This window comes from Citrobacter sp. Cpo221, from assembly GCF_030332345.1.
GTDB classification, from domain to species: domain Bacteria; phylum Pseudomonadota; class Gammaproteobacteria; order Enterobacterales; family Enterobacteriaceae; genus Citrobacter; species Citrobacter portucalensis.
In genome coordinates this window covers 21,582-47,367 of the sequence record NZ_JAOWIA010000033.1, presented here as the reverse complement: position 1 = coordinate 47,367, position 25,786 = coordinate 21,582, and the positions used below count along the sequence as shown (strand labels likewise).

Annotated in this window: 21 protein-coding genes and 1 other RNA gene; 16 read left to right on the top strand and 6 right to left on the bottom strand. The window is 50.4% G+C overall.

What is annotated here, in order from left to right:
- Positions 1-466 precede the first annotated feature (466 nt).
- On the bottom strand, positions 467-1,342 hold the full coding sequence (locus OGY72_RS04735; RefSeq protein ID WP_149384651.1) for a LysR family transcriptional regulator: 876 nt from the start codon (positions 1,340-1,342) through the stop codon (positions 467-469).
- A gap of 122 nt (positions 1,343-1,464) precedes the next feature.
- Between OGY72_RS04735 and OGY72_RS04730 the strand changes: the two genes are divergently transcribed.
- Entirely contained in the window at positions 1,465-2,316 is an 852-nt protein-coding gene (locus tag OGY72_RS04730; RefSeq protein WP_286547146.1) for a Vmh family MBL fold metallo-hydrolase, read from the top strand.
- Between the two features lie 67 nt (positions 2,317-2,383).
- On the opposite strand, the gene OGY72_RS04725 is transcribed toward OGY72_RS04730, so the two are convergent.
- The 3 genes from OGY72_RS04725 to ydiJ all read right to left on the bottom strand — a co-directional run bounded on the left by OGY72_RS04725 (position 2,384) and on the right by ydiJ (position 6,113).
- Positions 2,384-2,572: a YdiH family protein gene (locus tag OGY72_RS04725; protein ID WP_003030540.1), complete on the bottom strand. Its 189-nt coding sequence runs from the start codon at positions 2,570-2,572 to the stop codon at positions 2,384-2,386.
- A 77-nt stretch (positions 2,573-2,649) separates the two neighbouring features.
- Entirely contained in the window at positions 2,650-3,060 is a 411-nt protein-coding gene (gene menI / locus OGY72_RS04720) for a 1,4-dihydroxy-2-naphthoyl-CoA hydrolase (protein WP_003030541.1), read from the bottom strand.
- Positions 3,057-6,113: a D-2-hydroxyglutarate dehydrogenase YdiJ gene (ydiJ, locus tag OGY72_RS04715; protein WP_191236239.1), complete on the bottom strand. Its 3,057-nt coding sequence runs from the start codon at positions 6,111-6,113 to the stop codon at positions 3,057-3,059. The genes menI and ydiJ overlap by 4 nt, the downstream gene beginning before the upstream one ends.
- Positions 6,114-6,326: 213 nt before the next feature.
- Between ydiJ and ydiK the strand changes: the two genes are divergently transcribed.
- The 9 genes from ydiK (at position 6,327) to OGY72_RS04670 (ending at position 15,584) form a co-directional block, all read left to right on the top strand.
- On the top strand, positions 6,327-7,436 hold the full coding sequence (gene ydiK, locus OGY72_RS04710) for an AI-2E family transporter YdiK (protein ID WP_003832632.1): 1,110 nt from the start codon (positions 6,327-6,329) through the stop codon (positions 7,434-7,436).
- 183 nt (positions 7,437-7,619) lie between these two features.
- An RNA gene (gene rprA, locus OGY72_RS04705) (antisense sRNA RprA) lies at positions 7,620-7,727 on the top strand.
- 156 nt (positions 7,728-7,883) lie between these two features.
- The gene (locus tag OGY72_RS04700) at positions 7,884-8,240 is read left to right on the top strand and encodes a YdiL family protein (RefSeq protein ID WP_148362053.1); all 357 of its coding nucleotides are present in this window, start codon (positions 7,884-7,886) and stop codon (positions 8,238-8,240) included.
- 48 nt (positions 8,241-8,288) lie between these two features.
- Positions 8,289-9,509 (top strand): MFS transporter, encoded by a 1,221-nt coding sequence (locus tag OGY72_RS04695; protein ID WP_267441034.1) that lies wholly within the window; start codon positions 8,289-8,291, stop codon positions 9,507-9,509.
- A gap of 240 nt (positions 9,510-9,749) precedes the next feature.
- The gene (locus tag OGY72_RS04690) at positions 9,750-10,985 is read left to right on the top strand and encodes an MFS transporter (RefSeq protein WP_003832627.1); all 1,236 of its coding nucleotides are present in this window, start codon (positions 9,750-9,752) and stop codon (positions 10,983-10,985) included.
- A gap of 21 nt (positions 10,986-11,006) precedes the next feature.
- Positions 11,007-11,873, top strand: a complete 867-nt coding sequence (ydiB, locus tag OGY72_RS04685) for a quinate/shikimate dehydrogenase (RefSeq protein WP_286547131.1) — start codon at positions 11,007-11,009, stop codon at positions 11,871-11,873.
- 36 nt (positions 11,874-11,909) lie between these two features.
- Positions 11,910-12,668 (top strand): type I 3-dehydroquinate dehydratase, encoded by a 759-nt coding sequence (gene aroD / locus OGY72_RS04680; protein WP_286547130.1) that lies wholly within the window; start codon positions 11,910-11,912, stop codon positions 12,666-12,668.
- A gap of 155 nt (positions 12,669-12,823) precedes the next feature.
- Positions 12,824-14,419: an acyl CoA:acetate/3-ketoacid CoA transferase gene (locus tag OGY72_RS04675; protein WP_008784596.1), complete on the top strand. Its 1,596-nt coding sequence runs from the start codon at positions 12,824-12,826 to the stop codon at positions 14,417-14,419.
- 13 nt (positions 14,420-14,432) lie between these two features.
- On the top strand, positions 14,433-15,584 hold the full coding sequence (locus OGY72_RS04670; RefSeq protein WP_003832619.1) for an acyl-CoA dehydrogenase: 1,152 nt from the start codon (positions 14,433-14,435) through the stop codon (positions 15,582-15,584).
- Between the two features lie 54 nt (positions 15,585-15,638).
- Here the strand turns inward: OGY72_RS04670 and OGY72_RS04665 are convergent, their stop codons facing one another.
- On the bottom strand, positions 15,639-16,529 hold the full coding sequence (locus tag OGY72_RS04665; protein WP_286547127.1) for an AraC family transcriptional regulator: 891 nt from the start codon (positions 16,527-16,529) through the stop codon (positions 15,639-15,641).
- Between the two features lie 506 nt (positions 16,530-17,035).
- Here OGY72_RS04665 and OGY72_RS04660 point away from each other — a divergent pair.
- The 5 genes from OGY72_RS04660 (at position 17,036) to fadK (ending at position 22,113) form a co-directional block, all read left to right on the top strand.
- Positions 17,036-17,800 (top strand): electron transfer flavoprotein, encoded by a 765-nt coding sequence (locus OGY72_RS04660; protein WP_148362056.1) that lies wholly within the window; start codon positions 17,036-17,038, stop codon positions 17,798-17,800.
- Positions 17,801-17,821: 21 nt separating this feature from the next.
- A complete protein-coding gene (locus tag OGY72_RS04655; protein ID WP_286547124.1) occupies positions 17,822-18,757 on the top strand; it encodes an electron transfer flavoprotein subunit alpha in 936 nt (311 codons plus the stop codon).
- A 56-nt stretch (positions 18,758-18,813) separates the two neighbouring features.
- Positions 18,814-20,103 carry an FAD-dependent oxidoreductase gene (locus tag OGY72_RS04650; protein WP_286547122.1) on the top strand — a complete coding sequence of 430 codons (1,290 nt, stop codon included), beginning with the start codon at positions 18,814-18,816 and terminating at the stop codon, positions 20,101-20,103.
- The gene (locus OGY72_RS04645; RefSeq protein WP_003832609.1) at positions 20,100-20,393 is read left to right on the top strand and encodes a ferredoxin family protein; all 294 of its coding nucleotides are present in this window, start codon (positions 20,100-20,102) and stop codon (positions 20,391-20,393) included. The genes OGY72_RS04650 and OGY72_RS04645 overlap by 4 nt, the downstream gene beginning before the upstream one ends.
- An 82-nt stretch (positions 20,394-20,475) precedes the next feature.
- Positions 20,476-22,113, top strand: coding sequence for a medium-chain fatty-acid--CoA ligase (gene fadK / locus OGY72_RS04640; protein ID WP_286547119.1), 1,638 nt, complete (start codon positions 20,476-20,478; stop codon positions 22,111-22,113).
- Positions 22,114-22,180: 67 nt separating this feature from the next.
- Here fadK and ppsA read toward each other — a convergent pair whose 3' ends face one another.
- Positions 22,181-24,559 carry a phosphoenolpyruvate synthase gene (gene ppsA / locus OGY72_RS04635; protein WP_003832604.1) on the bottom strand — a complete coding sequence of 793 codons (2,379 nt, stop codon included), beginning with the start codon at positions 24,557-24,559 and terminating at the stop codon, positions 22,181-22,183.
- A gap of 328 nt (positions 24,560-24,887) precedes the next feature.
- On the opposite strand from ppsA, the gene ppsR reads away from it, so the two are divergent.
- Positions 24,888-25,721, top strand: a complete 834-nt coding sequence (ppsR, locus tag OGY72_RS04630) for a posphoenolpyruvate synthetase regulatory kinase/phosphorylase PpsR (RefSeq protein ID WP_003832602.1) — start codon at positions 24,888-24,890, stop codon at positions 25,719-25,721.
- Positions 25,722-25,786 lie beyond the last annotated feature (65 nt).

The window sequence follows — 25,786 nt, the reverse complement described above, 5'->3', positions numbered from 1 at the left end:
TTTAAAGCTATAACATCATGTTAGTGATAATGATTATCACTTCAACCCCTCAACAGCAGGGGCATTCGGGTTAATCGCCCTTTTTGACTACTTTTACTAAGCATAGACCCTGCTGCGTGGGTTCACAGAGATGGAATTTTTTGTTCAATACATTGATTAATAATGGATTATAAAAATCCAATCGTTCAGGCAGGTCAAATATCAAAAGATGTATAGAAAATGTCTATTTAAGGGATAGGTGGGGATGAAGGTAGGGAAAAACAATTCAAATAATAAACAAGCAACAAAAAACCCTTAAGTCTGCTTGTTGGCAGGCTTAAGGGTTCCGGCCCCATCCGGCGCTTATCTCCGGCACTCATATTGGCTTAGCTCTTGAAGGGGCGATAAGAAGAATCTCATACACTGATTAGTTTTTTTTAACACTAATTGCGGTTTGACTCTTTTATAAACGCGTTCAATCACATATTTAACACTGTGCCTCACTGAGCGTGTCCAGCAGCAGGCGTAGCCCTGCGGGTTGATGTTCACGTGAAAGGTATAAACCATAAATCGGCAGGCATTTAGGTTGAAGTTCTGGCAGTAATCGAATTAGCTTTCCCTGCGCCAGCCCTTCCTGCGCCTCTAGCTCTGGCACCAACGCGATCCCCATTCCTGACACCGCCGATTCGCAGAGCAGCGAAGAGATCCCTGCACTCAAATTCCCTTTGATTGCAACGGAGACAGACTGCCCCTGAGCATCCACAAAGTGCCAGGATTGTCCGGCAAAACCGCTGTAGTAAAGGCAATTGTGCCGTGTGAGATCGTCGATTGTCTCAGGCGTGCCATGTTGATGCAAATAATCTGCGGACGCGCAAAGTACCGATTTACAGTCGCCCAACCGACGGGCGATGGTTCCTGGCTCGGGATTTTCCGTTATGCGGATCGCCACATCGATGCGTTCCCCCACAAGGCTTACCGGTTGATTATTGATCTCCACCTCAATACGTAATTGCGGATATTGCTCCATAAACGACGGCAGAACCGGAGCAAGAATATGCATGGCAGTAAAATGGGCGCAGGCCACACGTAGCGTGCCGGAGGGAATTTGCGCGGCACTGGCGGCACCAATATCCAGCGAAAGTTGCGCCAGAGAACGTGTTTTCACTAATGCCTCTTCACCTGCGGGCGTGATCGTCAAGCGACGCGATGAGCGATGGATAAGCCTTGCACCTGCCCATTTTTCCATCTCGTCGAGGTAACGACTGACCATCGGACGGGAAAGCCCCAGCGCACGCGCGGCGGCACTCAAACTGCCCAAATCACAGATATGGTTGAATACCGTTGCCGCCATCACTCTGTCCATTGCATCCCATCCGATCGTTTTATGAAACTCAGCATGTCCTAATGAGGGAATTCTAACAGATCCGAATTTCCTTAAAATACGGGAACTATCAAAAGACAATTTCCTGCACAAGGTTACCTGGTATGAAAGTTAAAACTCTGGCCCTGCTGTTACCGCTGTTTGCATCTTCAGCTTTCGCCGCACCGCTACAGCTGGACGTCTATAATCCGCAAGATAAGGCTATTTTCCCGGTCTCTTCGACGCTGGTGTCTGGCCCAAAAGAGGCGATTTTGTTTGACGCCCAGTTCAGCACCAAAGATGGCGAACAGTTGGTTCAGATGATTCGCGCCAGCGGTAAAACGCTGAAGGCTATCGTGATCACTTCCGGCGATCCGGATTTCTATTTTGGTCTGCAGCCCATCGTCAAGGCCTTCCCACAGGTAAAAGTCCTGGCAACGCCGCAGGTGGTAGACCATATCCGCGCCACCAAAGAGGCCAAGCTGCAGTTCTGGGGCCCGCAAATGAAGGACGGCGCGCCAACATCGCTCACCGTTCCGCAGGCGACTACGCAAACGCAGTTCACGGTTGATGGCGAAACGCTGGAACTGCGTCACGCCAACGATTATGCAGCGTATATCTGGATCCCGGCGAATCGCGCCATTATTGGCGGCACAGGCGTGGCTTCCGGTATACACGTCTGGACTGCGGATACACAGTCTGAAGAACAGCGCAGTGCATGGCGTAACGTACTGCGTGAAATGCAGAGCTTACAGCCCACTCAGGTGGTCCCGGGTCATTACATTGGTGAACGCTCAACCGGCGATAAAGCGATCCGCTTCACTCAGGACTATTTGCAGTCGTTTGAGCAGGCGCTAGGGGCGAAGAAAGGATCGGACTATGTGATTAAAACCATGACGGCAGCATGGCCAGGCCTTGCAGACGTAAGCTCGCTGGAACTAAGTGCGAAGGTTAACAGTGGCGAGATGAAGTGGTAATGAAGATTTAAGGCAAAAAATAACCCCGAACGCGTGTCGGGGTTTCGTTACGATAAGCATACCGGAATCAATGAACGCCCATGCGCCAGGCAAAATAGATCTCTTCTTTCAGTTCAGTTGAAGAGAGTGCTAACAGATCTGCAAACTCCAGCTCAAGCTGTTTCAGCCTTTTCAGGTACTGAGCCGGTGAAAGATCGGTTTTATCACGACGTAAAAACTCTATTGCCAGTTGGGCCGGGTCTAATTGGGTAGACATATCATCCTCGCTTGTGTTCAAAACCTGCACAGTATAACACCATTCCCTGTGCAGATAATGACCAAAAGCAATATGCATCACAAAATTGCGGTCGTCAGACGCGACGTGCAGCACAATCGTCCCTGCTCATCGAAGATTTCTATTTGCCACACCTGGTGACGAGAACCAGTATGTAACGCGCGACATACGCCCCTGACGTGCCCTTCCCGCGCAGAACGGATATGGTTGGCGTTGATCTCCAGACCCACCACTTTCTGCTCACCCTGTGTACACAGGTATCCCGCTACCGAACCAATGCTTTCCGCCAGCACCACGGATGCGCCGCCGTGCAACAACCCAAAGGGTTGTTTGGTACGATGGTCCACCGGCATCGTCGCTTCCAGCGTATCGTCGCCAATGTGCACAAAACGAATATCGAGCAACCCAACCATATTTCCTTCACCCATGGCATTGAGCGCCTCGAGTGTGACTTCACGTTTCCAGATCATCCTATAATCTCCAGCAGTGCCTGTAATGGGTGGCGAACGCCCGTACCTTCAACGCGTTTAACCTGGCTGCGACAGGAGTACCCTGTAGCCAGACAACGGTTACGTGGCAATCGTTGCATTGCCTGGTGCCATGATAACTCATAGATCCCCAATGAGTTTTGGTGATTTTTCACTTCGTGCCCGTAGGTGCCAGCCATACCACAGCACCCCACGCTGACGTTCTCCAGCTTTGCGCCAAAGCGAGCAAAAATAGTCGCCCACTGTGCAGGCGCGCCCGGCAAAGCCGTCACTTCGGTACAGTGGCCAAAGAAGTACCACGGTTCACCGCCAACAGCGACTGACTGCTGTGTTTCCACAGCTTTCGATAACCATTCGTTGGCCAGCAGCACATGGAAATCACCCCGCAGTTCTCCCAGCACCAGCTTGTATTCATCGCGATAACAAAGCACCAGCGCCGGATCAACTCCCACCATCGGAATATTCAGCTTCGCTACACGGTTAAGAAACTCGGATGTCTTTTTCGCCGTTTTGGCAAAACGGTTTAAAAAGCCTTTAATGTGCTGCGCCTTGCCATTTGGCGAAAACGGCAGCAGTACCGGCTGCATACCCAGTTTTTCTACCAGACGTATAAAATCAGCGACCACCTGCGCATCGTAATAGCTGGTGAAAGGGTCCTGCACCACCAGCACCGTACGGGCTTTTTGCTCGAGGCTGAGTAATTCGAGCTGTTCCAGCGTCATATTGGCGGAACGATGTCCCACCAGTTGGCGTTGCAGCGACGGCGCAGACAACAGCGGTAAATCAACCATTCCAATGTGCTTTTTAGCCAGATTTCGCACCAGCGGCTGATTGATGAAGAAGTTAAACGTTTTAGGCGCCCGCGCCATTAACGGCGCATAGCTCTCAACGGTCGCCACCATATGATCGCGCAACGGGCGCAGATAACGCGTGTGGTACAGCTGCAGGAAGCGTGAGCGAAACTCCGGCACATCAATTTTAATCGGACACTGTGTGGAACAGGCTTTACACGCCAGGCACCCTGACATCGCCTCTTTTACTTCGTGCGAGAAATCGTATTCGCCCTTGCGTGCATGCCAGCTGTTGCGGGTACGGGTAATCAGCGTGCGTAAACTGGCGCGTTTCTCCGGTAGCTCTTTTTCCAGTTGCACAGGATCGATCCCGCGATCGGCCAACAGACGCAGCCATTCACGTACCAACGTAGCTCGCCCTTTCGGAGAATGGATACGGTTAAGGCTGATTTTCATCGACGGACACATGGGGCTTTTCGCATCGAAGTTAAAGCATAACCCGTTGCCATTACACTCCATTGCCCCACGCCACTCCTGGCGTACGGCCAGCGGGATTTGACGGTCATACGTTCCGCGTTTCACCGCGTCCACTTTCATCATCGGCGCATCAACGTCTTCCGGTGGACAGATTTTGCCGGGATTGAGCCGGTTTTGCGGATCAAACACCGATTTCACTTTGCGCAGTTCACGATACAGTTCATCACCGAAAAATGCCGGACTGTATTCCGCACGGAAACCTTTCCCGTGCTCACCCCACAACAGACCGCCATATTTTGCCGTCAGCGCGACGACATCATCAGAAATGCGTTTCATCAGCACTTCCTGCTGCGGGTCGCACATATCCAACGCCGGTCTGACGTGCAGCACGCCAGCATCCACGTGGCCGAACATGCCGTAACTCAGACCATGGCTGTCGAGCAGCGCGCGAAACTCGGCAATATAGTCAGCCAGATGCTCCGGTGGAACGCAGGTATCCTCGGCAAATGGAATTGGCTTCGCTGAACCTTTTGCATTGCCCAGCAGACCGACGGCCTTTTTACGCATGGCGTAAATACGCTCGACACCCGCCAGCTCGGTACACAGCTGCCAGCCAATAACGCCCGCTTCCTGACGAGCGATTAACCCATCCAGGCGTTCGCAGAGTGCGCTGACCTGCGAATTAATCAAGGTTTCGTCGTCACCGGCAAACTCGACAATATTCAGGCCCAGCATCTCTTTATCCGCTACATCGGTAATCAGTTCGCTTACCGAGTGCCAGACGATGTCTTCACGCGCCAGATTGAGTACTTTGGAGTCGACGGTTTCTACCGACAGTGCGCGCGCTTCCACCATCACCGGCGCGTTACGCAACGCCGAATCAAACGAATCGTACTTAACGTTAACCAACTGTCTGACTTTGGGCAGTGGCGTGATATCAAGGCGGGCTTCGGTGATAAACGCCAGCGTACCTTCAGAGCCGGTAAGAATGCGGGTTAAATCAAATTCGGTCATCTCATCGTTAAAGACGTGCCGCAGATCGTAACCCGTCAGGAAGCGATTAAGTTTCGGGAATTTATCCATGATCAGCTGTCGGTTATCACGACAACGCTCATAAACGGTCTTATAGATACGGCCAATCGTGGTATTGCTTTTACCCAACGTTTGGGCAAGTTCGACCGGCATGGGCTGGGTATCCAGAATATCACCGCCCATCAGCACCGCACGGATGCCCAACACATGATCGGAAGTTTTACCGTAAACCAACGATCCTTGCCCGGACGCATCGGTGTTGATCATCCCGCCGAGCGTTGCCCGGTTACTGGTGGATAATTCGGGGGCAAAGAAATAGCCGTATGGCTTCAGAAACTGGTTGAGCTGGTCTTTTATCACCCCGGCTTCTACCCGCACCCAACCTTCTTGCGGGTTGATTTCAATAATGCGGCTCATATAGCGGGACATATCAACAATAATGCCCTGATTCAGCGCCTGACCGTTGGTCCCGGTGCCGCCGCCGCGTGGGGTAAAAATCAACGACGAGAAAAGCGGTTCTGCCGCCAGACGGGCGATTAGCGCCACATCTGCGGTTGAACGAGGGAAAACGACAGCATCAGGAAGCAGCTGATAAATACTGTTATCCGTCGACATTGTCAGACGATCGGCATAGCTCGTTGCCGTATCACCCGTGAATCCTTGCTGCTCCAGTGCCTGCAAAAAATTGAGCACCAGTTGAACGACACCTGGCGCCTGAGAAATTTGTGGAATCATTATAGTGACCCTTTCCTGCGGTCTGTGTTGTGAATTTAATCGTTTGCGTGTTGCTTTGTTTGTTGTATCACATTTTTTTCTAATACGCTCAGCAGATTTACAGGCAGAATCCGCCTGTTCAAAACCGCTGAAATTGCTCATCATTACAGGGTGTCATTTAAGTATTCACGTCGCGTCAACGTTCTGGCGCAAAGACAAAGGTGAAAAGTATTTATGGTAAATTTCCGTCAGCCCAGGGATATTGCACAAGTGCTGCTATCGGTGCTGTTTTTAGCCATCCTGATTGTGGCCTGTCTCTGGATTGTTCAGCCCTTTATCCTTGGTTTTGCCTGGGCAGGCACGATTGTCATTGCGACCTGGCCTATCCTGCTACGCTTACAAAAATTGCTCTGGGGACGCCGTTCACTTGCCGTACTGGTGATGACGCTGTTGTTAGTGCTGTTGTTCATCATCCCCATCGCGCTGCTGGTTAACAGTATCGTCGATGGCAGCGGGCCGCTAATCCATGCCGTAACCGCAGGTGATATGACGCTACCGGATCTGGCATGGTTGAACAGCATTCCACTGGTGGGTGCCAAAATGTATGGCGCATGGCACAGCTTACTGGATATGGGCGGCTCGGCCATTATGGCCAAGGTTCGTCCTTATATCGGTACCACCACCACCTGGTTCGTCGGTCAGGCCGCGCATATCGGCCGCTTTATGATGCACTGTGGTCTGATGCTGCTGTTCAGTGCCCTGTTGTACTGGCGCGGTGAACAGGTCGCATTAGGTATTCGTCACTTCGCTTGCCGTCTTGCCTCTAAACGTGGCGATGCTGCCATTTTGCTGGCCGCGCAAGCCATTCGCGCAGTCGCATTAGGCGTTGTGGTCACCGCTCTGGTGCAGGCAGTGCTCGGGGGAATTGGTCTGGCGGTAACCGGCGTGCCTTACGCCACGCTGCTGGCGGTATTGATGATCCTGTCTTGTCTGGTGCAGCTGGGGCCGTTGCCGGTGCTGATTCCGGCCATTATCTGGCTATACTGGACGGGGGATTCCACCTGGGGCACCGTGCTGTTGGTGTGGAGCGGCGTGGTCGGAACACTGGATAACGTGATTCGACCGATGCTGATTCGTATGGGTGCCGATTTGCCACTGATCCTGATTCTCTCCGGGGTCATCGGTGGACTGATTGCCTTCGGCATGATTGGTCTGTTTATCGGCCCAGTGGTACTGGCCGTTTCCTGGCGTCTGTTCTCCGCCTGGGTAAACGAAGCCCCTGCGCCAGGTACCAATCCGGATGAAATCCTCGAAGAAATTGCTGAAATCGAACGCAATAAGTAATCCAACATCAGGCGGCAGCGCCGCCTGATTGTTTAACAATACTAACCAATCCTCCCTCTTGCGGGATTAGACCTAACCTTGTCTTTCTTAAAATAATCATTTGTGTCGCAAATCCTTTACAGTTTTTAAACTATTGAGATGAATCTGATCGACGTAAAAAATCACTATGCCTACTATTAGCCCATGGCTTTAGATCAACACATTGATTTATAAGCATGGAAATCCCCTGAGTGAAACAACGAATTGCTGTGTGTAGTCTTTGCCCATCTCCCACGATGGGCTTTTTTTTATCCTTCACGCGCACTCCACCAACCTTAACGCACCAACACATTATCTTCCCCGTCAAGGAACAAATAATATTGCACAAAATACTGTGACTCTCTTCAAGCCGAAATATCCACAGCAATGTTATTACTATTCCACCGTCTTTTATGAAGTGACCAAATAATGAACGCATTAGAACTACAGGCGATCCGCCATATTTTTGCTATGACGGTGGAAGAAAGCGCCAGGTATATCGCGCGCGATGACAATGTTGCCGCCTGGCAACAATGGGAAAAGGGTGAAAGAGAAATTCCAGACGACATCATCCGCATTTGTTCAGAAATGAAAGCCAGGAGGAAGTTAAGAATTAATGCAATTATCGACAAAATAAATAACCGTATCGGTAATAACACCATGCGTTTTTTCCCCGATCTGAACGCTTTTCAGGCGGTTTATCACCAAGATGGTTTTCTCGACTGGAAAATCTATCAGTCGGCTGCTGTTGAACTCTATGCTCACGATCTCGAGCGTATGTGTTAAGAGATTGCAACGCCATACCTATTTAGCCTCTTCGCTGAGTAACACATTATGAAAAACACCTATTTCTCCACTGCGATAGGGCTGTACCTAAATTATCTGGTGCACGGCATGGGGGTCATTCTGATGAGCCTCAATATGTCTTCGCTGGAACAACAGTGGCAAACCAATGCTGCGGGCGTCTCGATTGTTATTTCCTCACTCGGTATCGGCCGCTTAAGCGTTTTATTAGTGGCAGGGATGCTTTCCGATCGCTACGGTCGCAGACCATTTATTATCCTTGGTATGACCTGCTACCTGATTTTCTTTATTGGCATCATAAATACTCACAGTATTGTTCTTGCCTATGCTTTTGGTTTTTTAGCAGGAATGGCAAACAGTTTTCTCGATGCCGGAACCTATCCCAGCCTGATGGAGGCGTTCCCCCGCTCACCCAGCACGGCCAATATTTTGATAAAAGCCTTCGTCTCCAGCGGTCAATTCCTGCTGCCAATGATTATCAGTCTGCTGGTGTGGGCCGAACTTTGGTTTGGCTGGTCCTTCCTGCTGGCTGCAGCCGTTATGGTACTCAACGGCGTGTTTTTGTTTCGCTGTCGGTTTCCGCCACACCCCGGGCCTCATACCATCATCCGGGCTCAACCTGCAGAACGGGAAACCGCACAACCTGAACATCGTTGCTCCCTGCTCGACCTTGCCAGTTACACCCTGTACGGCTACATCGCAATGGCAACATTTTACCTGGTAAGCCAGTGGCTGGCGCAATACGGACAGTTTGTCGCCGGAATGTCCTATACGTTATCTATCAAACTGTTAAGCATTTATACCTGCGGCTCTCTACTGTGCGTGCTGATCACCGCCCCGCTGGCGCGAAAAGCAGAACGCGCGACATCGATGCTGATGCTGTATACGTTTATCTCATTTGTCGCACTGCTGATGGTTTGTCTGCATCCGACACCCTACGTGGTCATTATCTTTGCGTTTGTCATCGGTTTTTCTTCCGCCGGGGGCGTTGTGCAAATCGGTTTAACGCTTATGGCCGCACGCTTTCCGCATGCGAAGGGTAAAGCGACCGGGATTTACTATAGCGCGGGCAGCATTGCGACCTTCACCATTCCATTGATAACAGCAAAACTCTCAGAAACCAGTATTGCTCACATCATGTGGTTTGATACTGGCATAGCTGCTGTCGGGTTCCTGTTGGCGTTGTTTATTGGTTATCGCAGCCACATCGCGTCAAAGCATCAGCTAAAAATGATACAAGCCGTAGAATAGCGTGGATGCAATATTGTTCCCCCCTTCTGCAAAATAATTGGCATATATTTTAAAACATCAGCAAAACACCGGCTGGCAGAGTTCAATTTCACAGTGTGTTATGCAATATACCTGGTAACTTAAACGCCATGCTATGTAGGTTCTGTGGCTGCCGCCCGGTATATTAATTACAAGGTCGCCGCAATTTAAACAATATCGACGAGCACAGAACAATTTTAAAATCCGCAAGGAGTTGTGAAAATGTCTCAAAGCAAGACCTTTAATACGCCATTTCTTTTGGCGATAACCTGTATTTATTTAAGTTATTTCCTACACGGTATTAGCGTCATAACACTGGCGCAAAATATGACCTCTCTTGCAGAAAAGTTTTCCACCGACAATGCAGGAATTGCCTATTTGATTTCAGGCATTGGTCTGGGGCGACTGGTGAGCATCTTATTCTTTGGCGTGCTCTCAGATAAATTTGGTCGTCGGGCTATCATTCTGTTAGGGGCGATTCTTTATATACTGTTCTTCTTCGGTATTCCCGCCAGCCCTAATCTGATGATTGCCTTTATTCTGGCCGTTTGCGTTGGCGTGGCAAACTCGGCACTGGATACCGGTGGGTACCCGGCGTTAATGGAATGCTTCCCTAAAGCCTCTGGCTCAGCCGTTATCCTGGTAAAAGCTATGGTCTCGTTTGGGCAGATGATCTATCCCATCGTCGTCAGCACCATGCTGCTCAACCATATCTGGTACGGTTATGCGGTCATTATCCCGGGTGCGTTGTTTGTAGTCATTACCCTGATGCTGCTAAAAAGTCGTTTCCCCAGCCAGATGGTGGATGCTGGCATCGCGAAAGATCTGCCACAGATGAACAGTAAACCGTTGGTCTGGCTGGAAGGTGTGGCATCCGTCATGTTTGGTGTTGCTGCCTTTTCGACTTTTTACGTCATCGTGGTCTGGATGCCGAAATATGCGATGGCCTTTGCCGGTATGGCAGAATCCGACGCCCTGAAAACAATCTCTTACTACAGTATGGGTTCGTTGGTCTGCGTATTTATCTTTGCCGCACTGTTGAAAAAATGGGTACGGCCTATTTGGGCGAATGTATTTAACGCCGGACTGGCAACCATCACCGCAGCCGTCATCTATTTATACCCATCTCCGCTGGTTTGTAACGCCGGTTCATTTCTCATTGGGTTTTCTGCCGCTGGCGGTATTTTACAGCTCGGTGTTTCGGTGATGTCGGAGTTCTTTCCCAGGAGCAAAGCCAAAGTCACCAGTATTTATATGATGATGGGTGGCGTAGCTAACTTTATTATCCCATTAATCACCGGATACCTCTCTAACATTGGTCTGCAATACATTATTTTGCTGGACCTTGCATTTGCTCTGTTGGCTTTTGTCACCGCCATCATCGTCTTTATTCGTTACTACCGCGTATTTGATATCCCCAAAAATGATGTGCGGTTGGGCGAGCGTTATTTTCAATAAATTGTTTAGAAGGAGTATCAAATGGACGTAACTGCAAAATATGAACTGATTGGTTTGATGGCCTACCCTATCAGACACAGTCTGTCGCCTGAAATGCAAAATAAGGCATTAGAAAAAGCGGGATTGCCATTCACTTACATGGCGTTTGAAGTCGATAACTCAACGTTTGCTAATGCCATTGCCGGGCTGAAGGCCTTAAAGATGCGGGGTACCGGGGTCTCAATGCCCAACAAGCAGCTGGCATGTGAATATGTTGATGAATTAACACCTGCAGCCAAGCTGGTCGGCGCAATTAACACTATCGTCAATGATGATGGTTACCTGCGTGGTTACAATACCGATGGCACGGGCCATATTCGTGCAATTAAGGAAAGTGGTTTCGATATCAAAGGTAAAACCATGGTACTGTTGGGCGCAGGCGGTGCGTCGACGGCCATTGGTGCACAGGCAGCGATTGAAGGCATCAAAGAAATTAAACTCTTTAACCGCCAGGATGAATTTTTTACCAAAGCGCAGGAGTTTGCCAAACGCGTCAATGAAAACACCGACTGCGTGGTCACCGTTATCGATCTCGCCGATCGCCAGGCTTTTGCTCACGCACTTGCCAGCGCAGATATTTTGACCAACGGCACTAAAGTCGGCATGAAGCCGCTGGAAAATGAATCTCTCGTGACCGACGCTTCCCTGCTGCGTCCGGAACTGCTGGTAACCGAATGCGTCTACAACCCGCATATGACCAAATTATTGCAGCAGGCACAAAGTGCTGGTTGCAAAACAATTGATGGTTACGGCATGTTGTTGTGGCAAGGGGCTGAACAGTTCAAGCTCTGGACCGGGAAAGATTTCCCACTGGAGTATGTGAAACAGGTTATGGGTTTTGCCGCCTGACGGGCAAGCATTTGTACAATAGTTAAAGGGTAATCAATGAAAACCGTAACCGTAAGAAACCTCGCTATTGGCGAGGGTGCGCCGAAGATCATTGTCTCGCTGATGGGTAAAGACATCGCAACGGTAAAAAGCGAAGCGCTGGCCTATCGCGAAGCGGATTTCGACATTCTGGAATGGCGCGTAGACCATTTCACCGATGTCTCTTCCATTGAGGCGGTGTTGGAAGCTGCGCGCACCATCCGCGATGTGATGGCTGACAAACCACTGCTTTTCACCTTCCGTAGCGCCAAAGAAGGCGGTGAACAGGCTCTGTCTGTTGAGCACTATATTGCACTTAACCGCGCGGCAGTAGACAGCGGTCTGGTGGATATGATCGATCTGGAACTGTTTACCGGAGACGAACTGGTCAAAGCGACCGTCGAGCATGCGCACACGAAAAATGTCTTTGTGATTATGTCCAATCACGATTTTCATAAGACACCAGCCGCGGAAGAGATTGTTCAGCGCTTGCGTAAAATGCAGGAACTGGGCGCAGATATCCCGAAAATTGCCTTGATGCCGCAAAATAAAGCGGATGTTCTGACGCTGCTTAGTGCCACGCTGGAAATGCAAGAACGCTATGCCGATCGCCCGATAATCACCATGTCGATGGCTAAAACAGGGGTGATTTCACGTCTGTCTGGTGAGGTTTTCGGTTCAGCGGCAACCTTTGGGGCAGTAAAAAAAGCCTCCGCACCAGGACAAATTTCGGTCACCGACCTGCGTACTGTATTGACAATATTGCATCAGGCTTAATTACAGATATATCCATATAAATATCAGTATTGCCCTACCCCAGATATTCGTCTAACCACGGATATCTGGTCGGTAATTAAGCGTTATTATATAACTCACAATATTATTGTCGAATATAGCGACAGGTAGACGCACGCATATAATCTGGAGTTCACATGAAATTTTCAAGGCCAAATCGTATAGATGGTCGGGTACCCGTATTATCCGCTGCAGATGCAGTCAATTATATTCCTGATGAAGCAACTCTTTGTGTATTAGGTGCAGGCGGGGGTATTCTCGAAGCAACAACATTAATTAATGCACTGGCTGAAAAATATAAAAACTCTCAGTCACCACGAAATTTAGCGTTGATTAGTCCTACAGGTCTGGGTGACCGTGCCGACCGGGGAATTAGCCCGCTGGCACAGGAAGGCTTAGTCAAATGGGCATTATGCGGACACTGGGGACAATCACCGCGAATCTCCGATCTGGCTGAACAAAATAAAATTGCCGCCTATAACTATCCTCAGGGCGTATTAACCCAAACCCTGCGTGCATCGGCGGCTCACCAGCCAGGGATCCTTAGTGATATCGGCATCGGTACATTTGTTGACCCTCGTCAACAAGGCGGCAAACTGAATGAAGTGACCACCGAAGATCTGATCAAATTGGTGGAAATTGATAACAAAGAGTACCTGTACTACAAAGCCATTGCGCCAAACATCGCCTTTATTCGTGCCACCACCTGCGACAGCGAAGGCTACGCCACCTTTGAAGATGAAGTGATGTATCTTGATGCGCTGGTGATTGCCCAGGCCGTACACAATAACGGCGGCATCGTTATGATGCAGGTGCAGAAAATGGTGAAGAAAGCCACGTTGCATCCGAAATCGGTGCGTATTCCCGGCTATCTGGTCGATATTGTGGTCATCGACCCCGACCAAACGCAACTGTACGGTGGCGCGCCGGTTAACCGCTTTATCTCTGGCGATTTTGTTCTCGATGACAGCCAACAGACTGCCCTGCCGCTCAATCAGCGTAAACTGGTGGCCAGACGCGCCCTGTTTGAAATGCGCAAAGGTGCTGTCGGCAACGTTGGCGTAGGGATTGCCGATGGCATTGGCCTCGTCGCGCGCGAAGAAGGCTGTGCTGACGATTTTATTCTGACAGTCGAAACGGGTCCGATTGGCGGCATCACCTCTCAAGGTATTGCTTTCGGTGCCAACGTCAACACCCGCGCCATTCTGGATATGACCTCCCAGTTTGACTTCTATCACGGTGGCGGGCTGGATGTGTGCTATTTAAGTTTTGCCGAAGTGGATCGCCACGGCAACGTCGGCGTACACAAATTCAATGGCAAAATCATGGGTACCGGCGGTTTTATCGATATTAGCGCCACCTCCAAAAAAATTATTTTCTGCGGCACGTTAACTGCCGGAAGTCTGAAAACGGAAGTTGCCGATGGCAAGTTAAATATCGTGCAGGAAGGTCGGGTGAAAAAATTCGTCAACGAACTTCCTGAAGTGACTTTCAGCGGAAAAATTGCCCTCGAACGTGGACTTGATGTGCGTTACATCACTGAACGCGCTGTCTTTACGTTAAAAGCAGATGGTCTTCATTTAATCGAAATTGCGCCGGGAGTCTCTTTACAGGAAGACATCCTGGACAAGATGGATTTCACGCCAATTATTTCGCCAAATCTGAAGCTGATGGACGAAAGATTATTTATCGATGCCTCGATGGGGTTTGTATTACCCGACGCTGCCAATTAAAAGGAGTACCCTGATGGACTTTTCGTTAACTGAAGAACAAGAACTGCTGCTTGCCAGCATTCGGGAACTGATTACCAGCAATTTCCCGGAAGAATATTTCCGTACCTGTGATCAGACGGCGACCTACCCGAAAGAGTTTATGCGTGCCCTGGCGGACAACGGTATTTCGATGCTGGGCGTTCCGGAAGAGTTTGGTGGCATCCCGGCGGATTACGTCACACAGATGCTGGCGCTGATGGAAGTTTCAAAATGCGGCGCACCCGCTTTTTTGATCACTAACGGTCAGTGCATTCACAGTATGCGTCGTTTTGGATCCGCCGAACAGCTGCGTAAGACCGCAGAAAGCACCATGGAAACTGGCGATCCAGCGTATGCGCTGGCATTAACCGAACCGGGAGCGGGTTCCGACAACAACAGCGCGACCACCAGTTACACTCGCAAAAACGGTAAGGTCTATCTCAACGGGCAGAAAACCTTTATCACCGGCGCGAAAGAGTATCCATATATGCTGGTACTGGCCCGCGATCCAGAACCAAAAGATCCGAAAAAAGCCTTTACGCTGTGGTGGGTCGATTCGAAGAAACCCGGCATTAAGGTTAATCCGCTGCACAAAATCGGTTGGCATATGCTCAGCACATGCGAAGTCTATCTTGATGACGTTGAAGTGGATGAAAGTGATATGGTCGGAGAGGAAGGCATGGGTTTCCTCAACGTCATGTACAACTTCGAGATGGAACGTTTGATCAACGCTGCGCGCAGTACCGGTTTTGCTGAATGCGCCTTCGAAGATGCCGCCCGTTACGCCAACCAGCGCATCGCATTCGGTAAGCCAATTGGTCACAATCAGATGATCCAGGAAAAACTGGCGCTGATGGCGATTAAAATCGATAACATGCGCAATATGGTGTTAAAAGTCGCCTGGCAGGCCGATCAGGAACAGTCTCTGCGCACCAGTGCAGCGCTGGCAAAACTGTATTGTGCACGTACTGCAATGGAAGTGATTGATGACGCCATTCAGATTATGGGTGGGCTGGGTTACACCGACGAAGCACGCGTTTCCCGCTTCTGGCGTGATGTCCGCTGTGAACGCATTGGCGGTGGTACAGATGAAATCATGATTTACGTCGCGGGTCGCCAAATCCTGAAAGATTATCAGAATAAGTAAGCAGTAATGCTTGCCGGATAGCGCAAATGCGTTATCCGGCACGTGCCAGGTGAATCATATTTCTGGCATCAGACATTCCTGTTCTACAAGGTTATTTTTAAACTGCTTACGATAATCGCTGGGGGTACAACCCACATGCCGCTGAAAGAGTTTGGCAAAGTGATCGACATTTTCATACCCTACCCGCCAGGAAATTTCTGCCAACGAGGACTCCGTATTCGTCAGGGCAAATTTTGCCTCTGTCATTCGCCGCTGAATCACATAATTAATCGGCGAAATACGATATTCCTTAGTAAACTCGTGACAGATATAGCTCACGCTGGCACGAAATTTCTTAGACAACTGTTCCAGCGTAATTTTCTCTCGGAAGTTGTTATTTAAATAAACCAACACATCTTTAATTAAGATATCTTTTTTAATATATCCCTGCTCAGAACGATAAGCATTTTTAAAGTTTTCGTAATATAAAACTGTTAATGCATAAGCGAAGGCGTCATAAGCGGAAGACGTCAGGTTATTCTTGCTCTGCGGGATCATAACACTCAGTTCATTAAAGATACTTTTAATAACCTCTTTGCCCTGGCTGACGCTAATAACCGGACACGAGTGCATCTGCAAGAGTTGGTTCTCCTGCCAGTCGTTGAAACGAAAGCCGTAGAGCGCACAGGTGTAAGTGGTTGCAGGTGTGCTGCTATCGGAAGCAACCGCATGTAACCGCCCTTGTTCTATCACCACGATGTCACCCGCATGCGCGACATACAGCGAAGAGTCGATAATTAGTCTTGCGACACCCTTTTTTACATAGATAAGCTCTGTTTCATTGTCATGAACATGATGGCCCGACTCCCAGTTAGGATCATCACTGATGACGAATCGCGAAAATCTCGGGGTTTTCCCCTGTTCAAAAAGGGTCTCCATGGCATTATCAAAACAGCGTTGATACATGACAACCTCCACCGAAAGGCAGTTATTTTGCGGATAATTAATATCGAAAAGTAAAAACGATGATGACGTTATACAACGTTATTCTGTCCAGGCGAAACAAAATTATTTGCGTCGTCTGCAAGATGACACCTCCAACTCCAGCACGCTGCTCGTGCAAATTGTTTTTATTTTAAAATAATAGGAAAGTATAAATGTTATTAAGTCAGCAATAATAATTTACACACCAGAAACAAAGTGCGTGCAGAATCGCATAAAAATATGATCCATTTCTCAAAAAAGCGCCTCGATTTTATTTCCATGTTTATCACTTTAACACCCGACGTCTTCTTTACGTTCATAAACTCAGCATTCCTAAAGTCCTTTTTTTTGCAAGATTGTTGGGAATGAAAACAGATTGCCCCGTCGAAAACAGTCTCCCTCTGCCGCACACTATTTTCAGTCAATTTTCCCTACTGTTGATGATGGCACTCCCCGTCATCATCCACACGAGAATCACTGGAGATGCCATGAAACTAATAACCTGCTTTAAGTTGGTGCCTGAAGAACAGGACATTGTTGTTACCCCACAACGTTCGCTTAACTTTGACCGGGCCGATGCCAAAATCAGTCAGTTTGATTTGAATGCAATAGAGGCCGCGACGCAACTTAGTGCGGAAGGTGATGAAATTGTCGCCTTAACGGTTGGCGGCTCGCTACTGCAAAACTCCAAAGTGCGTAAAGACGTACTGTCCCGCGGGCCGGACAGTTTGTTTATGGTGCAGGATCCCCAACTGGAGCATTCATTACCGCGAGACACGGCTCAGGCGCTGGCCTGCGCGGCCAAAAACATTGAATTCGACCTGATGCTGTTCGGCGAAGGGTCTGGAGACATCTACGCCCAGCAGGTTGGCTTACTGGTTGGCGAACTCTTACAACTTCCGGTGATTAACGCCGTCAGCAACATCCAACGTAACGGCGATCGCATTGTGGTTGAACGTACGCTGGAAGACGAAGTTGAAGTGATTGAACTGCAGCTCCCCGCCGTGCTGTGCGTAACCTCAGACATCAACACACCGCGTATCCCCTCGATGAAAGCCATTCTGGGCGCGGGTAAAAAACCGGTCACACCGTGGCAAGCCAGCGATATTGGCTGGACACCTGCCTCACCGTTGGCAGAACTGGTGAGCCTCACCGTTCCGCCACAAACAGAACGTAAGCACATCATTCTGGAAAATGACTCAGCAGAAGCCATAGCCGAGCTGGCTGAACATCTGAAAAAAGCCCTGAACTAAGCCCAACGGAGAGAAATTATCATGAGTAAATTAGCTAACGTATGGGTGTTCAGCGATAACGTAGAACGCTATGCAGAATTAATGGCCGGCGCACGCCTGTGGGGTGAACAGGTACACCTTATTGTACAAGGCAACGAACAGGCCAATCAGATTAAACCTCTGGGTGCCGATGAGATTGTCGTGCTTGAAACAACGTCTGGTTTACAGCGTGTTGAAAATTTTGCCGAGACCATCGCCGCCCTGATACAAGAACATACCGGGCTATTACTGATGCCAGCCACCAAACGGGCCAAATCCCTTGGCGCGCGGTTAAGTATTCAGCTGAATGCAGCGATGGTAAACGACGCCACGTCGGTAACGCTTGATGATGGCTCACTGTTCGCAGAACACCGTATGTACGGTGGCCTGGCATTCGGCAAAGAAAAAATCAAAACAACTCAGGCAATTATCACCCTTGCCCCTGGCGTACTTGAACCGGTAGAGGCTAATGCTTCACATACCTGCCCTGTTGTCTCTGCACCTTACATCGCACCACACCATGAAATTATGTGCCAGGAACGTCGCGCCAAATCCGTGAGCAGTGTGGATCTCAGCAAATCCAAACGTGTGGTGGGTGTGGGCCGCGGCCTGGTTGCGCAAAACGATCTGGAGATGGTGCACCAGTTGGCATCTGTACTGGGTGCAGAAGTGGGTTGTTCACGACCGATTGCCGAAGGCGAAAACTGGATGGAACGCGAACGCTACATCGGCGTTTCTGGCGTTTTACTGAAATCGGACCTTTACCTCACCCTCGGCATTTCAGGACAAATTCAGCATATGGTCGGCGGTAACGGCGCGAAAGTCATTGTCGCCATCAACAAAGATAAGAAAGCCCCTATTTTCAATTACGCCGATTACGGACTGGTCGGCGACATCTACAAAGTCGTTCCGGCTCTTATCGAGCATCTCAGCCGCTAACCCCACTTTTAACGCACATATCCCGCTGCCCTCGCAGCGGGAAGGGAGCATAAAGCATGTCAGATGAAAAATTTGATGCCATTGTGGTCGGTGCTGGCGTGGCGGGTACGGTTGCAGGCTACGTGATGGCTCAGGCCGGACTGGACGTGCTGGTCATCGAGCGCGGAAACAGTGCAGGTAGTAAAAATATGACCGGCGGAAGACTCTATGCACATAGTCTTGAGCGCATCATGCCGGGGTTCGCGCAGGAAGCGCCGCTCGAGCGTAAAGTCACCCGCGAAAAAATCTCCTTTCTGACCGAAGAAAGCGCCGTCACTCTCGACTTTCATCGTGAAAAGGCTGACGCACCAACGCAGGATTCGTATACCGTTTTGCGCAACAGGCTTGACCCATGGCTAATGGAAAAAGCGGAACAAGCTGGCGTGCAGTTCATTCCCGGCGTGCGCGTCGATGCCCTGATCCGCGAAGGAAATAAGGTTACCGGAGTTCAGGCCGGCGACGATATCCTGGAAGCCAATATTGTCATCCTTGCCGATGGCGTCAACTCTATGCTGGGGCGTTCCCTGGGGATGGTTCCGCCCTCTTCTGCACATCACTATGCCGTTGGCGTAAAAGAGCTGATCGGCTTACCTCCAGCGGTCATTGCAGATCGCTTCAATCTTTCAGGTAATGAAGGCGCGGCCTGGCTGTTTGCAGGCTCACCGTCTGATGGGTTGATGGGAGGCGGATTTTTGTATACCAACCTGGACTCCATCTCTCTGGGTCTGGTGTGTGGTCTGGGGGATATTGCTCATGCCACAAAAAGTATTCCACAAATGCTGGAAGACTTTAAGCAACATCCAACTATTCGGCCATTGATTGCCGGTGGAGAACTACTGGAATATTCCGCGCATATGGTTCCGGAAGGCGGTCTGGCAATGGTTCCAAAGCTGGTCGATGACGGTGTGATGATCGTGGGCGATGCCGCCGGTTTCTGTTTGAACCTGGGTTTCACGGTGCGAGGTATGGATTTGGCCATCGCTTCCGCAGAAGCCGCTGCCCAAACAGCCATTGCAGCAAAAGAACGCCAGGATTTCTCTGCCAACAGCCTGATGGACTACAAGCGCGCGCTCGAACAGGGCTGTGTAATGCGTGATTTACAGCATTTTCGCAAGATCCCGGCGCTAATGGAAAACCCACGGCTGTTCACCCAGTATCCGCGTATGGTGGCCGACATCATGAGCGATATGTTCACCGTTGACGGACGTCCAAATCAACCGGTTCGCAAGATGATTATGTCCCACGCAAAACAAATCGGGCTGATGAACTTACTGAAAGACGGTATCAAGGGGGCAACTGCACTATGAATCAGGACAATACCGTTAACGTTGACGTCAAACTGGGCGTCAATAAATTCAATGTCGATGAAGGCCACCCGCACATTATCCTGGCCGAACATCCAGACCTTAATGAATTTCGCAAGCTGCTGAAAGCCTGCCCCGCCGGGCTGTATAAGCAGGATGAGAGTGGAAACATTCATTTTGATTCTGCTGGTTGCCTGGAGTGCGGAACGTGTCGAGTACTGTGCGGCGACACGATCCTCGACCAATGGGAATATCCGGTCGGAACATTTGGCGTTGATTTTCGCTACGGCTAATGGATTTTGCCTGTAGTACACCGGATCGGCCACGCCGGCCATCCGGTCAGATGTATGCCGAAATCATCCTGGGAATAACTTCATGAGTATCACACTAACGTTTAACGCCGAACGTCGCGAAGCCTGGCGACAACAGGGTTTATGGGGAGATGCTTCGCTTGGCGATTACTGGCACCAAACTGCCAGAGCCATGCCAGATAAAATCGCCGTGGTTGATAACCATGGCGCTTCATACACCTATGCTGCACTCGACAGCGCGGCCAGCAGTCTGGCAACCTGGTTTTTAGCCTGCGGTATTCAACCCGGCGATCGCATTGCCTTCCAGTTACCGGGCTGGTGCGAGTTTACGATTATCTACCTGGCCTGCCTGAAAACCGGGGCCGTTTCCGTACCGCTGCTGCCAGCGTGGCGTGAAGCAGAGCTGGTATGGGTGCTGAATAAGTGTAAAGCGAAGATTTTTTTCGCACCGACACTGTTTAAACAGACCCGACCGGTCGATCTGATCCTCCCCTTACAAAACCAGTTGCCGCATCTGCAACAGATCGTTGCCGTGGATAAACTGGCTCCGGCAACTACCTCGCTGGCGCTCAGTCAACTGCTTTTAGCTCCGCCTTTAACCCAGACGATTAATGTTCACGCCGATGAATTGGCGGCGGTGTTGTTTACCTCCGGTACCGAGGGAATGCCAAAAGGCGTAATGCTGACCCACAACAACATCCTTGCCAGCGAGCGTGCCTACTGTGCCCGCCTCAATCTCACCTGGCAGGATGTGTTTTTGATGCCCGCACCACTGGGACATGCTACCGGTTTCCTGCATGGCGTTACCGCACCGTTTTTAATCGGCGCCCGCAGCGTGTTGTTAGATATTTTCACCCCAACCGCCTGTCTTGAACTGCTGGAACAACAACGCTGTACCTGTGTGCTCGGCGCCACGCCCTTCGTCTACGACATGTTGTGTAGCATGGAAAAGCGGCCAAGCGATATCTCATCACTACGCTTTTTCTTATGTGGGGGCACAACCATTCCCCAGAAGATTGCCCATGACTGCCAGCAGCTCGGCATAAAATTATTAAGCATTTATGGCTCGACTGAGAGTTCACCACATGCGCTGGTCAATCTCGATGATTCGCTTTCTCGCATGATGAATACGGACGGATATGCCGCTGCAGGTGTTGAAATTAAAGTCGTCGATGAAGCGCGCAATACGTTGCCCGCGGGGGTAGAAGGTGAAGAAGCTTCGCGTGGTCCCAATGTGTTTATGGGCTACCTCGATGAACCCGAACTCACCGCCCGCGCGCTGGATCAAGACGGCTGGTATTACAGCGGCGACTTATGCCGAATGGACGATGCGGGGTACATCAAAATCACCGGGCGGAAAAAAGATATCATTGTCCGTGGTGGAGAAAACATCAGCAGCCGCGAAGTTGAGGATATTTTATTGCAGCATCCTCGCATTCACGATGCTTGTGTTGTCGCGATGCCGGACGAACGCTTAGGTGAAAGGTCGTGTGCTTACGTGGTCCTAAAACCTCCGCATCATTCGTTGTCGCTGGAATCAGTGGTGGCCTTTTTTAGCCGCAAGCGGGTGGCAAAGTACAAATACCCTGAGCACATTGTGATCGTGGAGAAATTACCGCGCACGGCGTCCGGTAAAGTACAAAAATACCAGCTTCGTCAGGATATTATTCAGCGTTTGAGCGTGGAGAGTATTACAGGATAAAGCGCCGGATGGCGATGCTAACGCATCTTATCCGGCCTACGTTGAATAGGCCGGATAAGGCATGATATTACTTGTTCAGTTCAGCCAGACTCAGCCAGGTTTGTACGACGGTGTCCGGGTTCAGCGACAGGCTGTCGATCCCCTCTTCCATCAGCCAGGCCGCGAAGTCTTCGTGGTCAGAAGGTCCCTGGCCGCAAATACCCACGTATTTACCCTGTTTCTTGGCTGCACGAATCGCCATCGACAGCAGTGCTTTCACCGCGTCGTTACGCTCATCAAACAGTTCAGAAACCACACCAGAGTCACGATCCAGACCCAGCGCTAACTGCGTCATGTCGTTTGAGCCGATGGAGAAGCCGTCGAAGTACTCGAGGAACTGCTCGGCCAGCAAGGCGTTAGACGGGATCTCACACATCATGATGATCTTCAGTCCGTTCTCGCCGCGTTTCAGCCCCTGGCGTGCCAGCTCTTCCACCACCGCTTTCGCCTGAGCAACGGTACGTACAAACGGTACCATCACTTCAACGTTAGTCAGGCCCATGTCGTTACGGACACGTTTTACTGCGTCGCATTCCAGCGCAAAGCAGTCGCGGAAGCTATCGGCAACATAACGGCCCGCCCCACGGAAGCCCAGCATCGGGTTCTCTTCATGCGGTTCATAACGCTCACCGCCGACCAGGTTGGCATATTCGTTGGACTTAAAGTCCGACATACGCACGATGACGCGTTTTGGATAAAACGCCGCACCCAGCGTCGCGATCCCTTCCGTCAGACGACCTACGTAGAATTCACGCGGAGAATCGAAACCTTTCATCATGGCGCGGATTTCATTTTGCAGCTCAGGCGTTTGGTCATCAAACTCCAGCAACGCACGCGGGTGCACGCCAATCATACGGTTGATGATAAATTCCAGACGCGCCAGGCCGACGCCTTCGTTTGGCAGACAGGCGAAGTCGAAAGCCCGATCCGGGTTACCGACGTTCATCATCACCTTCAACGGCAGATCCGGCATGGTCTCCACGCTGGAACTCTTCACGCTAAAGTCGAGCATGTCAGCGTAGACATAACCGGTGTCACCTTCGGCACAGGAGACGGTTACCTTCTCACCGTCTTTCATGCGCTCGGTCGCATCACCACAGCCCACCACGGCCGGGATCCCCAGTTCACGGGCAATAATCGCCGCGTGACAGGTACGGCCGCCACGGTTAGTGACAATTGCTGCTGCTTTCTTCATGATCGGTTCCCAGTCCGGGTCGGTCATGTCGGTAACCAGTACGTCACCTGGTTCGATACGGTTCATTTCGCTGATGTCATGAATGACTTTGACCGGACCCGCGCCAATGCGGTGGCCGATGGCGCGACCTTCAGCAATAATTTTACCCTGAGCATGCAGCGTATAACGCTCCATCACCTGGCCGCGAGAACGCACGGTTTCCGGACGCGCCTGAACAATGAACAGCTTGCCGGTATGACCGTCTTTCGCCCATTCGATGTCCATTGGACGACCGTAGTGCTTCTCGATTTGTACCGCCTGCTTCGCCAGTTCCTGCACTTCTTCGTTAGTCAGGGAGAAAATGTCACGTTGTTCCTGCGGGACATCTTCAATGGTCACCTGCTTACCGTGTTCCTGGGTCGGCGCGTAAATCATGCGGATTTTTTTCGAACCCATTGTGCGACGGACGATCGCCGGACGGTTAGCCGCCAGGGTCGGTTTGTGCACGTAGAATTCATCCGGGTTAACGGCGCCCTGCACGACCATTTCGCCCAGACCCCAGGCAGACGTAATAAAGACAACCTGGTCGAAACCGGATTCGGTATCGATGGAGAACATTACGCCTGAGGACGCGAGGTCAGAACGCACCATCCGCTGAACGCCAGCAGAGAGCGCGACGCCACGGTGGTCATAGCCCTGGTGAACACGATAAGAGATCGCGCGGTCGTTAAACAGCGAGGCAAATACGTGTTTGATGGCAACCAGTACGGCATCAAATCCCTGGACGTTGAGGAAGGTTTCCTGCTGACCGGCAAATGACGCATCTGGCATATCTTCTGCGGTAGCGGAAGAACGCACGGCAAAAGAGGCATTGGCATCGTCCGCTGACAGCTGCGCGTAGGCATCGCGGACGGCATTTTCCAGTTCGGGCTGGAAAGGAGTGTCGATAATCCACTGGCGGATCTGTGCCCCGGCTTTCGCAAGCTCAGTGACATCGTCGATATCCGTTTTATCCAGCAGCTCATAAATGCGCTGGTTTACACCGCTCTGGTCCAGAAACTGGTTAAACGCATCGGCGGTCGTTGCAAAACCATTCGGTACGGAAACACCCATACCTGAAAGGTTAGTAATCATTTCACCCAGGGAGGCATTTTTGCCTCCAACTCTGTCTACATCATTCATGCCGAGTTGGTTATACCAAAGCACCAGCGGTGACGAGCCATTGTTGGACATCGAACAATCCTTATATATGAACGAGGTTAGGAAACTCAATTTTGCGTAATTATCTTGGCATATTTACTCCGGCGAAAAAAACGGTGAATCGTTCAAGCAACTTTATTTTTTATTTTTTCAGATTGTTTCCGCATTTGCGCAAACCCGCGAGCCACACGGGATCACCACAAAAACGATCGGTATAAACATTTGTTCCGAAAAATGAAATGTACTTTTCAGTAAATATAAAAATAGCGTTTCATTTTATAAAATAGATGCGGCAATATTCGCTTCTGGCGAATTTTAATTTATGCTTTCAGAGAATTATATCTGCCCCAGGATGAGCAAAATGGATAATGCTGTTGATCGTCACGTATTTTATATTTCTGATGGTACGGCCATCACCGCCGAGGTATTGGGTCACGCGGTGATGTCGCAATTTCCTGTCACGATCAGCAGTATTACGCTGCCGTTTGTGGAAAATGAGAGTCGTGCGCGCGCGGTTAAAGACCAGATTGACGCTATCTACCAACAAACTGGTGTGCGTCCTTTGGTGTTTTACTCCATCGTCCTGCCGGAAATTCGCTCGATCATTCTGCAAAGCGAAGGATTTTGTCAGGATATCGTGCAGGCGTTGGTTGCCCCACTGCAACACGAGATGAAACTCGACCCTACGCCTATCGCCCATCGCACGCACGGTCTGAATCCCGGTAACCTCAACAAGTACGACGCGCGCATTGCTGCCATTGACTATACCCTCGCCCACGACGACGGTATTTCGTTGCGCAACCTCGATCAGGCGCAGGTGATCCTGCTCGGCGTTTCCCGTTGCGGCAAAACCCCAACCAGTTTGTATCTGGCCATGCAGTTTGGTATCCGCGCGGCCAACTACCCCTTTATTGCCGATGATATGGATAATCTGGTGCTGCCCACTTCCCTGAAGCCGTTGCAGCATAAGTTGTTCGGTCTGACTATCGACCCTGAGCGCCTGGCGGCCATCCGCGAAGAACGCCGTGAGAACAGCCGTTATGCCTCGCTGCGTCAGTGCCGTATGGAAGTTGCTGAGGTGGAAGCGCTTTATCGGAAAAACCAGATCCCCTGGCTGAACAGTACCAATTATTCGGTAGAAGAGATTGCTACCAAGATCCTCGATATCATGGGACTGAATCGCCGCATGTACTAGAATGCTAGTGCATTGGTTCGATTTTTTGTTATTATGCTCGCCACCAGGCAGGATGAGTGTGATAT